The 13,023-nt window shown below is 49.1% G+C and carries 11 protein-coding genes and 1 pseudogene; 8 read left to right on the top strand and 4 right to left on the bottom strand.

Annotated features, from left to right (window positions below):
• The 3 genes and pseudogenes from ACPLJI_RS01635 to hacA all read right to left on the bottom strand — a co-directional run.
• A pseudogene (locus tag ACPLJI_RS01635) lies at positions 1 to 113 on the bottom strand (NAD-dependent isocitrate dehydrogenase); the annotation flags it as partial.
• A gap of 5 nt (positions 114 to 118) precedes the next feature.
• Complete coding sequence (locus ACPLJI_RS01630) at positions 119 to 607, bottom strand: 3-isopropylmalate dehydratase small subunit (RefSeq protein ID WP_424731308.1); 489 nt, start codon at positions 605 to 607, stop codon at positions 119 to 121.
• Positions 608 to 623: 16 nt separating this feature from the next.
• Complete coding sequence (gene hacA / locus ACPLJI_RS01625) at positions 624 to 1,880, bottom strand: homoaconitase large subunit (protein WP_424731307.1); 1,257 nt, start codon at positions 1,878 to 1,880, stop codon at positions 624 to 626.
• A 326-nt stretch (positions 1,881 to 2,206) separates the two neighbouring features.
• Here hacA and ACPLJI_RS01620 point away from each other — a divergent pair, with 326 nt between their 5' ends.
• From ACPLJI_RS01620 to ACPLJI_RS01590, 7 genes are all read left to right on the top strand, one after another.
• Positions 2,207 to 4,585: an OB-fold nucleic acid binding domain-containing protein gene (locus tag ACPLJI_RS01620; protein ID WP_424731306.1), complete on the top strand. Its 2,379-nt coding sequence runs from the start codon at positions 2,207 to 2,209 to the stop codon at positions 4,583 to 4,585.
• Between the two features lie 23 nt (positions 4,586 to 4,608).
• Entirely contained in the window at positions 4,609 to 5,544 is a 936-nt protein-coding gene (gene radA, locus ACPLJI_RS01615; RefSeq protein WP_424731305.1) for a DNA repair and recombination protein RadA, read from the top strand.
• A gap of 17 nt (positions 5,545 to 5,561) precedes the next feature.
• Positions 5,562 to 6,461, top strand: coding sequence for an AEC family transporter (locus ACPLJI_RS01610; RefSeq protein WP_424731304.1), 900 nt, complete (start codon positions 5,562 to 5,564; stop codon positions 6,459 to 6,461).
• A 182-nt stretch (positions 6,462 to 6,643) separates the two neighbouring features.
• A complete protein-coding gene (gene hdrA, locus ACPLJI_RS01605; RefSeq protein WP_424731303.1) occupies positions 6,644 to 8,623 on the top strand; it encodes a H(2):CoB-CoM heterodisulfide ferredoxin reductase subunit HdrA in 1,980 nt (659 codons plus the stop codon).
• A 201-nt stretch (positions 8,624 to 8,824) separates the two neighbouring features.
• On the top strand, positions 8,825 to 10,096 hold the full coding sequence (glyA, locus tag ACPLJI_RS01600; RefSeq protein ID WP_424731302.1) for a serine hydroxymethyltransferase: 1,272 nt from the start codon (positions 8,825 to 8,827) through the stop codon (positions 10,094 to 10,096).
• On the top strand, positions 10,097 to 10,792 hold the full coding sequence (locus tag ACPLJI_RS01595) for a dihydromethanopterin reductase (acceptor) (protein WP_424731301.1): 696 nt from the start codon (positions 10,097 to 10,099) through the stop codon (positions 10,790 to 10,792).
• A 116-nt stretch (positions 10,793 to 10,908) separates the two neighbouring features.
• Entirely contained in the window at positions 10,909 to 11,301 is a 393-nt protein-coding gene (locus ACPLJI_RS01590) for a HEAT repeat domain-containing protein (protein ID WP_424731300.1), read from the top strand.
• Between the two features lie 47 nt (positions 11,302 to 11,348).
• Here ACPLJI_RS01590 and ACPLJI_RS01585 read toward each other — a convergent pair whose 3' ends face one another.
• The gene (locus ACPLJI_RS01585; protein ID WP_424731299.1) at positions 11,349 to 11,714 is read right to left on the bottom strand and encodes a DUF192 domain-containing protein; all 366 of its coding nucleotides are present in this window, start codon (positions 11,712 to 11,714) and stop codon (positions 11,349 to 11,351) included.
• Between the two features lie 94 nt (positions 11,715 to 11,808).
• Between ACPLJI_RS01585 and ACPLJI_RS01580 the strand changes: the two genes are divergently transcribed.
• Positions 11,809 to 13,014, top strand: coding sequence for a methionine adenosyltransferase (locus ACPLJI_RS01580; RefSeq protein WP_424731298.1), 1,206 nt, complete (start codon positions 11,809 to 11,811; stop codon positions 13,012 to 13,014).
• Positions 13,015 to 13,023 lie beyond the last annotated feature (9 nt).

The raw sequence follows: 13,023 nt of genomic DNA, 5'->3' as shown, positions 1-13,023 counted from the left end.
CCTGCCTCTGCATACACAAATTCCAGTTCAAGGTCCAGCCCCCCAAGAACGTGGAGGGCGGCCTCCATGACCTCCTTACCGATACCATCCCCTGGTATAATGGCTATCTTCATGGTATTCACCCGTCAAATTCTCCCTTTTTCCTGAGGTAGGGTATGAGACCCCCACTTTCAAGTATTTCCACCATGAACTCGGGGAGTCTCTTGAAGGGGAATTCTTCGTCTCCCCGTATTATAACACCCCTTTCAAGGTCCACCTCTATCTCATCACCTTCATTGAGTTTCTCTGTTATTCCTGGCGCCTCAAGAAGAGGTATACCCACATTTATGGCGTTTCTGTAGAATATCCTGGCAAAGGACTCTGCAATGACCGCGGCTATTCCGGCACCCTTGAGGGCAAGGGGGGCGTGTTCCCGTGATGAACCACATCCAAAGTTCTTCCCGGCGACTATGAAGTCTCCTGGCCTGACCTTTGAGGGGAATTCAGGGTCAAGGCCCTCCATGACGTGCTCCCTGAGTTTTTCAGGGTCACGCATAACAAGGTACCGTCCAGGTATTATTATGTCCGTGTCCACGTCATCGGGGAATTTCCAGACTCTTCCTTTCATATATAAGCACCTCCAACTATTCAAGTTCACCCGGGTGGGTGATTCTCCCTGTTACTGCAGATGCGGCTGCAACCGCTGCGGATGATAGGTATACCTCTGCATCCGGGCTTCCCTGCCTGCCCCTGAAGTTTCTGTTTGATGTTGAAAGGCTGACCTCTCCTGGCCCCACGAGTCCCACATGGCCGCCGAGACATGGTCCACAGCAGGGGTTGCATACGAGGGCGCCGGCATCCACGAATATTTCCATTAGACCCTCTGAGAGGGCCCGGCGGTAGACCTCCCTTGAGGCGGGTATCACGAGCATCCTGACGCTGTCTGCAACCTCCCTGTTTTTCAGTATTGCAGCGGCATCTCTGAGGTCACTGAGGCGGCCGTTTGTACATGAACCAAGGAAAACCTGGTCTATCTCAACATCCACCTCACTGACGGGCTTCACATTGTCAACGTTGTGCGGGCATGCGACCTGGGGTTCAAGCTCAGAAACATCAACCTCCATGACACTGAGGGAGGGTGCATCAGGGTCTGTCCTGAACACCCTGTAGGGTTTATCTGATCTACTTTCCACGTACCTTATGGTTTTTTCATCAGGTTCAACTATTCCGGTTTTACCCCCCATCTCTATTGCCATGTTGGAGAGCACCATACGGTCTGATACGCTCATATCTGCGACGGTTTCACCTGCAAATTCACAGGCCATGTAGGTGGCACCGTCTGCCCCCACCTCACCTATGATGTTCAGTATGACGTCCTTTGCATACACGTGTTTTCTTAGTGATCCGCTTATTTCGAACCGTATCGTTTCAGGAACTCTGAACCACAGTTTTCCGGTGGCAAAGACCATTGCCATGTCAGTTGACCCTATACCCGTGGCAAAGGCCCCCAGGGCACCGTGGGTGCAGGTGTGGGAGTCTGTTCCCACAACAACCTCTCCAGGCACCACATGTCCCTTTTCAGGCAGCACCTGGTGACATACACCCTCCCTTACATCATAGAAGTTCTTTATGCCCTGTTCCCTCACAAAGTCCCTCATTATCATGTGGTTCTGGGCCGCGTCCAGGGAATCTGCAGGTACCTGGTGGTCGAATATCACAACGATTTTTTCAGGGTCCCAGACCCTTTCCCTGCCTATTCCTTCAAAGGATTCAACCGACAGGGGTCCTGTGAGGTCATGGGTCATGGCGACATCTATACTGGCCATAACTATTTCACCGGCCTCTACACGGTCTTTACCTGAAGCCATGGCAAGTATTTTCTCAGAAACAGTCATAGACATCTTCTATCCTCCTTTAGCAGAATATACTGAAGGCATCATAAAATTTCCAGCAATGGATCCATGGGGCTGGCTGTGAAAATTAGAGCATCCTTAAGGTTCAAATGTCCCCCCATGTTCACTGGATATCTGCATTTCGCCTTCATACTGAAAAACTCGGCTTAATTTTACAGTTATATTTTCACCCAACACTAATAAATACTTTGATAATAAAATTTAAATATTTAGTAATACAAGGTAGTAACAGTTCCAGGAATATTAGTTTCCAGGACCTCACCAAGTCTTTTATAGACGGTGCGTAATAATTATTAATCAAGTGAGGGACCCAAATGAAGGAAGAACTTAAGAGGGAATATGAAAGGATTAAGGACAGAATGTCCCTTGAGGAATTCCAAAGGCTAATAGAGAAAAGGAAAGAGCAATATGGGGACGTAGAATTCATGGATGATGTTGCAATTGCAACGACGGTGGTTGATGAGATCCTCAGGGATGAAAATACAATGCTATCAGAGAAGGAAGAGCACAGGATGGATACCATATCCAAACTTGAGGAGGGTGCAGAGACCCCGGTGACAGGGAGGGTCATGAAAATATCAAGTCCCCGGACATTCATCACAAGGAAGGGAAGAGAGGGAAAACTTGCCAATGTGATAATTGCAGATAATACAGGGGAACTTCGAACCGTTTTCTGGACAGAGAACATGAAGCTCCTCAAAAAATTCAATGAGGGAGATGTGATCAGGATAAGGGATGTTAGAATAAGGGGCGGATTTGGAGGCAGAAAGGAAGCCCATCTGATGCCAAGGTCGAGGGTTGAGGTCCTTGACCCCGCGGATTTCCCGGACTTTCCAGAATACAGGGAGGAGATAACCCCCATAGCTGACCTTGCAGAGGACCAGGAGGTCAACGTCATTGCGAGAATAACAGGCATATCACGGGTGAGGACCTTTGAGAGGGATGGCCGTGAGGGAAGGTTCCTTTCACTTGAAATAATGGATGAAACCGGTTCAACCACCTACACCATCTGGAACAACGACGTCACCCTTGTGGAGGAACTTGGTCTTAATGAGGGAGACGCGGTTAAAATACTGGGGGCCCAGACAAGAAGAAGGGATGACAGTGTAACACTCACCCACACCAGCCTGACCAGGATTGTGCCGGGCGAATATGATGTTCCCGAGTACAGTGAGAAGGTGATTAAGATAGGGGACCTCCATGAAATGGAGAGTGCAACCGTGATGGGCCTTGTAACAAGGGTTCATGACCCTGTGGAATTTGAAAGAAACGATGGAACAACAGGTTCTGTAAGATCCATTGAGATTACAGATGATACCGGCTCTGCGAGGGTGACACTCTGGGATGAGGACAGCCGCATAAAGATCAACAAGGGGGACATTGTCAGGATATCCGGTGCAAGGGTTGAATTTGATGATTTCAACCAGTCATACCGCATCAACACCAACTTCAACACTCGCATCACCGTCAACCCTGAATCTGATGGTTCGCTCCTTAAGGTCCTTGAGGAGTACCGGGAGCATCTGAGACCCCTCAAGATAGCCGAAATACTTGAAATGGAGGATGAGGGCGAGGAGGTGGATGTTGCAGGTAGGATATTCAGCCTCAGCGACCCGAGGGAATTTGAGAGGCAGGATGGAACCGGCATCGTGAGGTCAATGGAACTTGCAGATGAGACAGGCACGATAAGGGTCAGTCTCTGGGATGAAAAGGCAGAAAAACCCCTGAATGTGGGGGATGCTGTGAGAATAGAGAATGCCCGCATAAGGCTCGGGCTTTACAGCGTGGAACTCAACACAGGAAGAACAACCAGGATAGTGGAACCCCTTCCTGAGGATATTGAGAACCTGCCCTCCTTTGAGGAGCTTGAGGAGATGTTCTACACCACAAAGAAGATTGATGAACTTGAGGAGGACGACAGGAACATAAGGATAATTGCAAGGGTGGTTGATCTCTTTGATCCCAGGGAGTTCCAGAGGGGGGACGGGACACCGGGCCTTGTGAGAACCGTTGAGTTTGCTGATGATACAGGATCCATAAGGGCAAGTCTCTGGGATGATGCTGCGGAGAAACAACTGAGCATTGGAGATGCGGTGAGAATAGAAAACCCCCGCGTAATCTACAGGAATGATCTGGGTGGAGAGAGGCTTGAACTCAGCATAGGGAGAAGTTCAAGGATTGAACCGGCAACTGAAAGGGATATTGAAGGGTTACCCTCCTTTGATGAGCTCCAGGAAATCCTCTATCCACGGGTAAACATTGAGGACCTTCCGGGGGATTCAAGAAATGTCATGATAAAGGGTGAACTCACAGAAATGTCAGGCAGGAGAATTCTATCCATAAAGTGCCCATCGTGCAATGAGAGGCTTGAACTCTCTGATGAGAACATCTGTAACTTCTGCGGCGCCCTTGTGGATGAGCCACGGTACCTCCTGATGATCCCTGGAAGGATCATGGATGATACCGGTGAGGTCCTCATAACCTTCTTTGGAAGGGAGGCTGAAAAAATCCTGGGAATGTCCACGGGGGAGGTTGTTGATATCATAAATCAGTCTGCAGATGAATCAGCCCTTGAGGAGAGGGTTGAGGACCTCAATGGCGTTACCGTGGAGGTTATTGGAAAGGCGGATTTTGATGAATACAATGAGGAACTGAGGTTCATACCCAGAAAGGTTGTGAAGGTTGAACTTTAAAATGAAATTTAAGGGAGATTAAAATGGTTGAACTTGAAGATCTACCAAATGTAGGGGCCAAAACGGCACAGAAATTAAGGGACGCAGGATTCGGGGACATGATGCGTCTTGCCACAGCCACAGCCAAGGAACTCTCTGTGAAGGCGGAAATTGGTGAGGGCGTGGCTGAAAAGGTGATAGAGGCTGCCAGAAGGGCTGAGAAGATAGACTTTGAAACAGCCTTTGATGTGATGGAACGTCGAAAGGACGTGGGCAGAATAACAACAGGTAGCAAGGCCCTGGATGAACTCATAGGCGGCGGGATTGAAACACAGGCAATAACCGAGGTTTTCGGAGAGTTCGGGTCAGGTAAGAGCCAGCTATCCCATGAGCTTGCAGTGACTGTGCAGCTGCCAGAGGAAATGGGCGGTCTGGATGCCGAGGCTGTGTTCATAGATACAGAGAACACCTTCCGTCCAGAAAGGATAGAGCAGATAGCCAATGCCTTTGAGCTGGACCTTGATGAGGTTCTCAATAAGATACACATTGCAAGGGCATTCAACTCAAGTCACCAGATACTCATGGCAGAGAAGGTGAATGAGCTAATACAGGAGGGCAAGAACATACGCCTCGTGATTGTGGACTCACTCACAGCCCACTTCAGGGCAGAGTATGTTGGGAGGGAGGCCCTGGCAACAAGGCAGCAGAAGCTCAACCAGCACCTCCACACCCTCCAGAACATAGCAAACAGCTACAATGCAGCGGTTTTCGTAACAAACCAGGTTCAGGCAAGACCCGATGCCTTCTTTGGAAGCCCCACAAAGGCGATAGGCGGACATGTCCTGGGCCATGCAGCAACCTACCGGCTGTGGCTCAAGAAGGGACTTGCAGGTAAGAGGATAGCGAGGCTTGTTGACAGCCCCCACCTCCCGGAGGGTGAGTGTGTCTTCAAGATAACAGAAGCAGGTATCGTTGATTAAACCCTATTTTGATTTTTATGGGCTCGTTTGAAACGGTTCTCTCCATACTGATCCTTGTCCTCACAGGACATGCACTTAAACTGAGTGGCATGCTGAGGGAGGAGGATGCATCACCCCTCAACAGGATTGTCATCAACCTTGCAATACCCTCCTTGATATTCACATCACTCTACAGGGCTGATTTGAGCGGAATAGCGGATCTATTCCTGATACCACTGGTATGTATAACCACCGGGGCATTATCTGGAACCATAGCAGCCCTGTGGGCGGGAAGGAGGGGCATGGATTCCCGGAAAACCTGGGGGATGATTGTGGCTGCAGCCATGATGAACTCAGGTTTCCTGGGTTACCCTGTGACTGAGGGAATATTTGGATCTGAGGGTCTTTTAAGGGCCATATTCTATGATACAGGCACAACTGTAATGTTCACATTCCTCGGGCTTATCCTATCATTTATCTCAGGGTCTGGGGGGACTGCAGTCGTTAAGAGGGCAGCCACCTTCCCACCCCTCTGGGCATTCATACTGGGTCTTACCTTCAACCTGATGGGATTACCTGCGGGAATTGCAGGCACGGTTCTTGGCTATCTGGCCGGTGCAGCGGTTCCCCTCATCATGATCTCACTTGGTCTTTCACTGAACTTCAGGTTCCTGAGGGATTCAATGGTTGAAGCAACATTTGTGAGTACCTTGAGACTCATAGTATCCCCTCTAATTGCGGCATTCATTGTTTACATCTTATCATTTAAGGGTCTGGACTTCTCTGTAACTGTGCTTGAAGCCTCAATGCCCTCGGCCATGCTTGCAGCGGTACTTGCAATCGAGAATGACCTTGACGTTGACCTTGTATCATCATGCATATTCATGAGCACGGTACTGGGCCTTGTGTCACTGCCAGCATGGTCATTTATACTCTGAAAAATTTATTTCAAATTCGGAATATAATGAAAATATTTTTAATTTTTAGCAATTTGATTAAAATAAATGTAATAGTATATAAATCTTACTTAAAGTTTTTGATAGAAATGTTTATTTAGCACTGTGCTATACCTTACATCAAATAAATATCATTGCTAGATATCCCTATGTAAGGTGATCTAATGGCAGAAGAAAAAAAAGAAACAATGGAAGAACCAAAAATCGGTGTTTACGTCTGTCACTGCGGTGTAAACATCGGCGGTGTGGTCGACATTGAGGCTGTAAGGGACTACGCTGCGAAACTACCAAACGTTGTGGTTGCAAAGGACTACAAGTACTACTGCTCCGACCCAGGTCAGCTTGAGATACAGAAGGACATCAAGGAACTCGGAATAAACAGGGTAGTTGTGGCTGCATGTTCCCCAAGGCTCCACGAACCAACCTTCAGGAGATGTGTTGAAGAGGCAGGACTCAACCAGTTCCTCTTCGAATTCGCAAACATAAGGGAACACGACTCATGGGTCCACATGGACAACCCTGAGGGTGCAACAGAAAAGGCCAAGGACCTTGTGAGGATGGCGGTTGCCAAGGCAAGACTCCTGGAGCCCCTGGAGGCATCAAAGGTTAGTGTGGATGACAAGGCCCTGGTCATTGGGGGAGGGGTTGCAGGTATACAGGCCGCCCTTGACCTGGCAGACATGGGATTCAAGACCTACATGGTGGAGAAGAGGCCAAGTATCTCAGGAAGAATGGGTCAGCTGGACAAAACCTTCCCAACCCTCGACTGTTCAATGTGTATCCTTGCACCAAAAATGGTGGATGTCGGTAAACACGAAAACATTGAACTCATAACCTACGCCGAGGTTAAGGAAGTTGACGGTTACATAGGTAACTTCAAGGTCAAAATAGAGAAGAAACCAAGGTACATAGACGAGGACCTCTGTACCGGATGCGGTTCCTGCGTAGAGGTATGCCCGATCGAGATGCCCAACTACTTCGACGAGGGAATCGGTATGACCAAGGCTGTCTACATACCATTCCCACAGGCTGTCCCGCTATGCGCAACCATTGACAAGGACTACTGTATAGAGTGCATGCTCTGTGATGAGGTCTGTGAAAGGGGAGCCGTTAAGCACGACCAGGAACCAGAGGAAATCGAAATCGAAGTTGGTACAATAATCGTTGCAACAGGATACGATGCTTACGACCCAACAGAGAAACTCGAATACGGTTACGGCCGGCACACAAACGTCATAACAGGCCTTGAACTAGAAAGGATGATCAACGCATCAGGTCCAACCGATGGTAAGGTCCTCAAACCATCAGACGGAGAAAAACCAAAGAGGGTCGCATTCATCCACTGCGTCGGTTCAAGGGACGAACAGGTTGGAAAACCCTACTGTTCCCGTGTCTGCTGTATGTACATCATGAAGAACGCACAGCTCATCAAGGACAAAATGCCTGACACAGAGGTTACACTCTACTACATGGACATAAGGGCATTCGGTAAAGGATTCGAGGAATTCTACAAACGCTCACAGGAGAAATACGGAATCAAATTCATAAGGGGACGACCTGCTGAGGTCATCGAAAACCCTGACCTCACACTCACAGTGAGATCAGAGGACACACTCCTCGGTAAGCTCACAGAGTACGACTACGACATGGTTGTCCTTGGTGTGGGTCTCGTGCCACCGGAGGGTGCAGAGACACTCAGGCAGACAATCGGTCTATCCAAATCTGCAGACGGCTTCCTCATGGAAGCACACCCAAAACTCAGGCCTGTTGACACACTGACAGACGGTGTGTACCTTGCAGGTGTGGCTCAGGGTCCAAAGGACATTCCTGACGCTGTTGCACAGGCTTCAGGTGCAGCTGCACGTGCAGCAATACCCATGGTCAAGGGTGAAGTGGAAATTGAGCCAATAATCGCAGTTACAGATTCCGACGTCTGCGGTGGTTGTGAGGTCTGCATTGAGCTCTGTCCATTCGGTGCCATAAGCATAGAGGAAGGGCAAGCCAACGTTAACGTGGCCCTCTGTAAGGGTTGCGGTACCTGTGTGGCAGCATGTCCATCAGGTGCAATGGACCAGCAGCACTTCAAAACAGAGCAGATCATGGCTCAGATCGAAGCTGCACTCAACGAACCTGCTTCAAAATAGATGGGCCGGCCCATCAAAACCATTTCTTTTATCTGCTAACTGATTTAATCTTTCAATGCTATTTCTGCAGCTATTTCATAAAAACGCCTTTTCCATGTTCTATTGCAGATTCATCTCCTGGGCTCATGACTGGCTGCAGGTAAATTGGCGGCACCAATTTTATATTGTAATTTTAACTATTTCCTAATGGAGATGATTTTCATGGTCAGCAATCAGGATTATACCGAGAGGATAAGAGAGCTCATGAAGGATCATAACAGCTGGATGGAGTCAAGCATCAACCTCATAGCAAGTGAAAATATAACCAGTTCAAGGGTCAGGGAGGCCCTCACCTCTGACCTTTCACACCGCTATGCAGAGGGCCTTCCGGGCGAGAGGCTCTATGAGGGCTGCAGGTACATAGATGAGATTGAAGAGATGGCAATTGAACTCTCAAAGAAACTCTTCAGGGCAGAACATGCGAATGTCCAGCCAACTTCTGGTGTTGTGGCCAACCTCGCATGCTTCTTTGCAACTGCAGATGTTGGGGACCCCATAATGGCCATGGAGGTCCCATATGGCGGTCACATATCCCATGCAAAGGTCAGTGCAGCCGGTGTGAGGGGATTCAAAATATACACACACCCCTTTGACTTTGAAAATATGAACATAGACGCTGATGCAATGAAGAAGAAAATCCTTGAGGTCAAACCAAGGATAATACTCTTCGGTGGAAGTCTCTTTCTATTCCCCCACCCTGTGGAGGAGGCCGTTGAGGCCGCAGAGGAGGTCGGTGCAAGGATAATGTACGACGGCGCCCACGTCCTTGGCCTCATTGCAGGAGGGTACTTCCAGGATCCCCTCAGGGAGGGGGCCGATATGCTGGTGGGAAGCACACACAAGACATTTCCCGGACCCCAGGGAGGCATAATCCTCTGCAGGGAGGAACTTGCAGATGACATAGATGAGGCGGTCTTCCCGGGACTTGTGAGTAACCACCACCTCCACCATGTGGCCGGCCTTGGAATAGCAACCGCAGAGATGCTTGAGTTTGGAAGTGAATACGCGGCACAGACAATCAGAAACGCAAAGAAACTAGCAGAGAACCTCAATGAACTTGGATTCAACGTACTGTGTGAGCACCTCGACTTCACAGAATCCCATCAGGTTGTGATGGATGTATCAGACATTGGCAGGGCCGCCGAGATATCCAAGAGACTCGAAGCCAACAACATAATACTCAACAAGAATCTTCTCCCATGGGATGATGTTAACAGGTCAGAAGACCCCTCAGGAATAAGGATAGGTACGCAGGAGATAACGAGACGTGGCATGAAGGAGTCAGAGATGTCAGAGGTTGCAGAATACATAAAGAGGGTTGTTATTGACGGCAGGGATGTTAATGAAGAGGTTTCAGAGTTCATGTCATCCTATACAAAGGTCCACTACGCCTTTGAGGAGTCAGAGGCCTACAGGTACATGGAGATCCAGTAGATGAGAATTGCCTGGGCATTCACAGGGGCCGGGCACCTGCTCCTTGAGAGTGTTGAGGCACTGGAGGAGATGGTTTCAGGGGGCCACGAGGTAACCATCCTCCTATCGGGTGCTGCAGAAGAGGTTCTGAGGATGTACGGCCTCTTTGATAGGGTCAGGAAAGTTTCAGGGGGATACTACAGGGAACTTGTGCTTGAAAGTGGGGAGGGCTACAGCTTCCCCATAACAGGCAGGCTCTCCATGGGTAGATATGATCTTCTGGTGGTATCCCCTGTAACATCCAATACCGTGGCCAAGATAGTTCATGGCATAGCCGACACACTTGTGACAAACGCAGTGGCCCAGGCAGGTAAGGGTGGAGTGCCTGTGTACTGCGTTCCGGTGGACCTTGAGGAGGGCGATGTTGAAACGGTCCTCCCATCAAAACTTGAACTTGAACTCTGCAGGAGATGCGAGCAGTGCCTTGCCGCGGCGGCATGTCCAGGGGACGCAATAGTTCCAGGGGTTGAAATAAGGCTGCTGAAGTGCAGGGGCTGCGGTCTGTGTCAGAGAGCATGTCCATATGGCGCTGTCTCAGGCGGGAGGATAATAACCATCCATATGAGGGAGGTGGACATCAGAAACACAGAGAAACTCTCTGAGATGGATGGTATAACTGTATTCGCGGGGCCCGGGGAGATTCTAGGGGCTATCTGACCACTTCAACTATTTCAACCCCTCCAACACCAAATGCTCAAGAAAAGCACCCATGCCACTCCTTCATAAAATTTAATTATCATCTGAACAGAGATATGATAACAGGGGGTTTTTTGATGGAAGGTAAGAGGATTGATTTTCTTATTGAGGAACTCAGGAACCCGGACTGGGTTGTGCGTGAGGATGCTGCTGAACTCCTTGCAGAGGTTGCAGATCCCCGGGCTGTGGAACCACTCATAGAGGCCCTTGATGACGAGGACTACCATGTTAGGGAGGCGGCTGCACTTGCACTTGCAACCTTTGATGATAAAAGGTCGGTTGAGCCCCTCAGAGAGCATCTTTCGGATGAAAAACCCGGTGTGAGATACGCATGTGCCCTGGCCCTTGGAATACTCGGGGATGAGGATTCAGTCAAGGACCTTGAGGTGCTACTTGACGATGAAAGTCCAATGGTTCGGAGGGTGGCGGAGGTCGCAATTTCGGAGATAAAAAAGAGGTTGAGATCCTAGATTCATGGAATTTCACATGTTCTGGTAGGGTTCCCTGGTGCGGAATCTTAAATATCCTGAAATTCCAGCATGTCGCCTATTTGAGTTCCAGATTCCTCAATTTTTCCCTTTTTAAGTTCTATAACATATCTTGCAGGTTTCACTGGATTGTAGACCTGCCATGGTTTGAGTTCAGCCATATCAACCACTCGCATATCCTTATCAACGAATAGAACGTCAAGCGGGACAAGCATGAAGAACATGTGTATCCCTGAGCCGTATCTCCCACGTCCCTCGGGTATTTCAAGTACAAGTCCGGTCTCAACATTTCTCCTGAGCATCAGACCCCTGAAACGTGAAAGGAATGTATCTGCAAACCTCACAGCACCAAGAGCGGCGCCCCTTGTCTTATTGAACACCTCTTTCTTCATCATAGATTCTCCTGAAAACACCGTGTTATATTTATTTATATCATCAGCTCAAAACCATAAACCATTAACTGTGCATATTCATCAGGAGGTTATCAGTGTGAGAAATATTATCGTTGAACCCCTTAACCAGACACCAATCGAGGACCAGAAGGTGGAGATAGTTGAAAGGAAGGGCATAGGACACCCTGACAGTATAAGTGACGGGATCGCCGAATCAGTGAGCAGGGCCCTCTGCAACGCCTACCTTGACAGATTCGGTGCCATAATGCACCACAACACCGACGAGGTACAGATAACAGCAGGGGAATCCGCACCACAGTTCGGAGGCGGTGAGGTTATAAAGCCGATAGAGATACTCCTCACAGGAAGGGGCATCGCTGAGGTTGATGGAGAGAAGATAGGGCTTGACAGGATAGCCATATCAGCAGCCAAGGAGTACCTCAGGGACAACATAATAAACCTTGATGTTGAGACCTGCACCGTTGTGGAGTGCAAGATCGGGCACGGTTCAGGGGACCTGAGGGACGTCTTTGCAAGGAAGGGAAGGGCACCCCTATCAAATGACACATCATTCGGGGTTGGATTCGCACCATTCTCAGAGACCGAGAGGATAGTGATGGAGGCAGAGAGCCTCCTCAACTCCCCTGAGTTCAAGAAGAAATACCCTGCAGTGGGTGAGGACATAAAGGTCATGGGTCTCAGGGAAAATGACAACATAACGCTCACCGTTGCCTGTGCAATGGTGGACAGATACGTATCAGACCTCGAGGAATACCTTGAAATAAAGAATGTGGTGAAGGATGAGGTATTCAAACTGGCCTCAGGGATCACAGAGAGAAACCTCGAGGTCTTTGTCAACACCGCCGACCGCTGCGAGGACGATGAGCCATCTGTGTACATAACAGTTACAGGGACCTCCGCTGAGATGGGTGATGACGGATCTGTGGGAAGGGGTAACAGGGCCAATGGCCTCATAACACCCAACAGGCCAATGTCCATGGAGGCAACATCAGGTAAGAACCCCATAAACCATGTGGGTAAAATTTACAACCTCCTCTCAAACCAGATGGCTGCAGACATAGTTGAGAGCATCGAGGGGGTTAAACAGGTCCATATAATGATACTCAGCCAGATAGGAAAGCCAATTGACCACCCCAAGGCCGCCACAGCACAGGTGATCCTTGAGGATGGATACACCATGGATGAGATCACAGGAAAGGTTTCAGGGGTAATGGACGCATGGCTCGAGGACATACCAAGCATAACCGAGATGCTGGTCAGGGGCCAGCTCCGGACATTCTAATATCCATCT

The sequence above is a fragment of the Methanothermobacter sp. genome, from assembly GCF_049720995.1.
Lineage (GTDB): Archaea > Methanobacteriota > Methanobacteria > Methanobacteriales > Methanothermobacteraceae > Methanothermobacter.
This window is presented reverse-complemented; position numbering and strand designations above follow the sequence as displayed.

What these genes read in the sequence shown, in the direction of transcription:
- ACPLJI_RS01630 (WP_424731308.1), bottom strand. Translation starts at nt 607, where the DNA reads ATGAAAGGAAGAGTCTGGAAATTCCCCGATGACGTGGACACGGACATA.
- hacA (WP_424731307.1), bottom strand. Translation starts at nt 1,880, where the DNA reads ATGTCTATGACTGTTTCTGAGAAAATACTTGCCATGGCTTCAGGTAAA.
- ACPLJI_RS01620 (WP_424731306.1), top strand. Translation starts at nt 2,207, where the DNA reads ATGAAGGAAGAACTTAAGAGGGAATATGAAAGGATTAAGGACAGAATG.
- radA (WP_424731305.1), top strand. Translation starts at nt 4,609, where the DNA reads ATGGTTGAACTTGAAGATCTACCAAATGTAGGGGCCAAAACGGCACAG.
- ACPLJI_RS01610 (WP_424731304.1), top strand. Translation starts at nt 5,562, where the DNA reads ATGGGCTCGTTTGAAACGGTTCTCTCCATACTGATCCTTGTCCTCACA.
- hdrA (WP_424731303.1), top strand. Translation starts at nt 6,644, where the DNA reads ATGGCAGAAGAAAAAAAAGAAACAATGGAAGAACCAAAAATCGGTGTT.
- glyA (WP_424731302.1), top strand. Translation starts at nt 8,825, where the DNA reads ATGGTCAGCAATCAGGATTATACCGAGAGGATAAGAGAGCTCATGAAG.
- ACPLJI_RS01595 (WP_424731301.1), top strand. Translation starts at nt 10,097, where the DNA reads ATGAGAATTGCCTGGGCATTCACAGGGGCCGGGCACCTGCTCCTTGAG.
- ACPLJI_RS01590 (WP_424731300.1), top strand. Translation starts at nt 10,909, where the DNA reads ATGGAAGGTAAGAGGATTGATTTTCTTATTGAGGAACTCAGGAACCCG.
- ACPLJI_RS01585 (WP_424731299.1), bottom strand. Translation starts at nt 11,714, where the DNA reads ATGATGAAGAAAGAGGTGTTCAATAAGACAAGGGGCGCCGCTCTTGGT.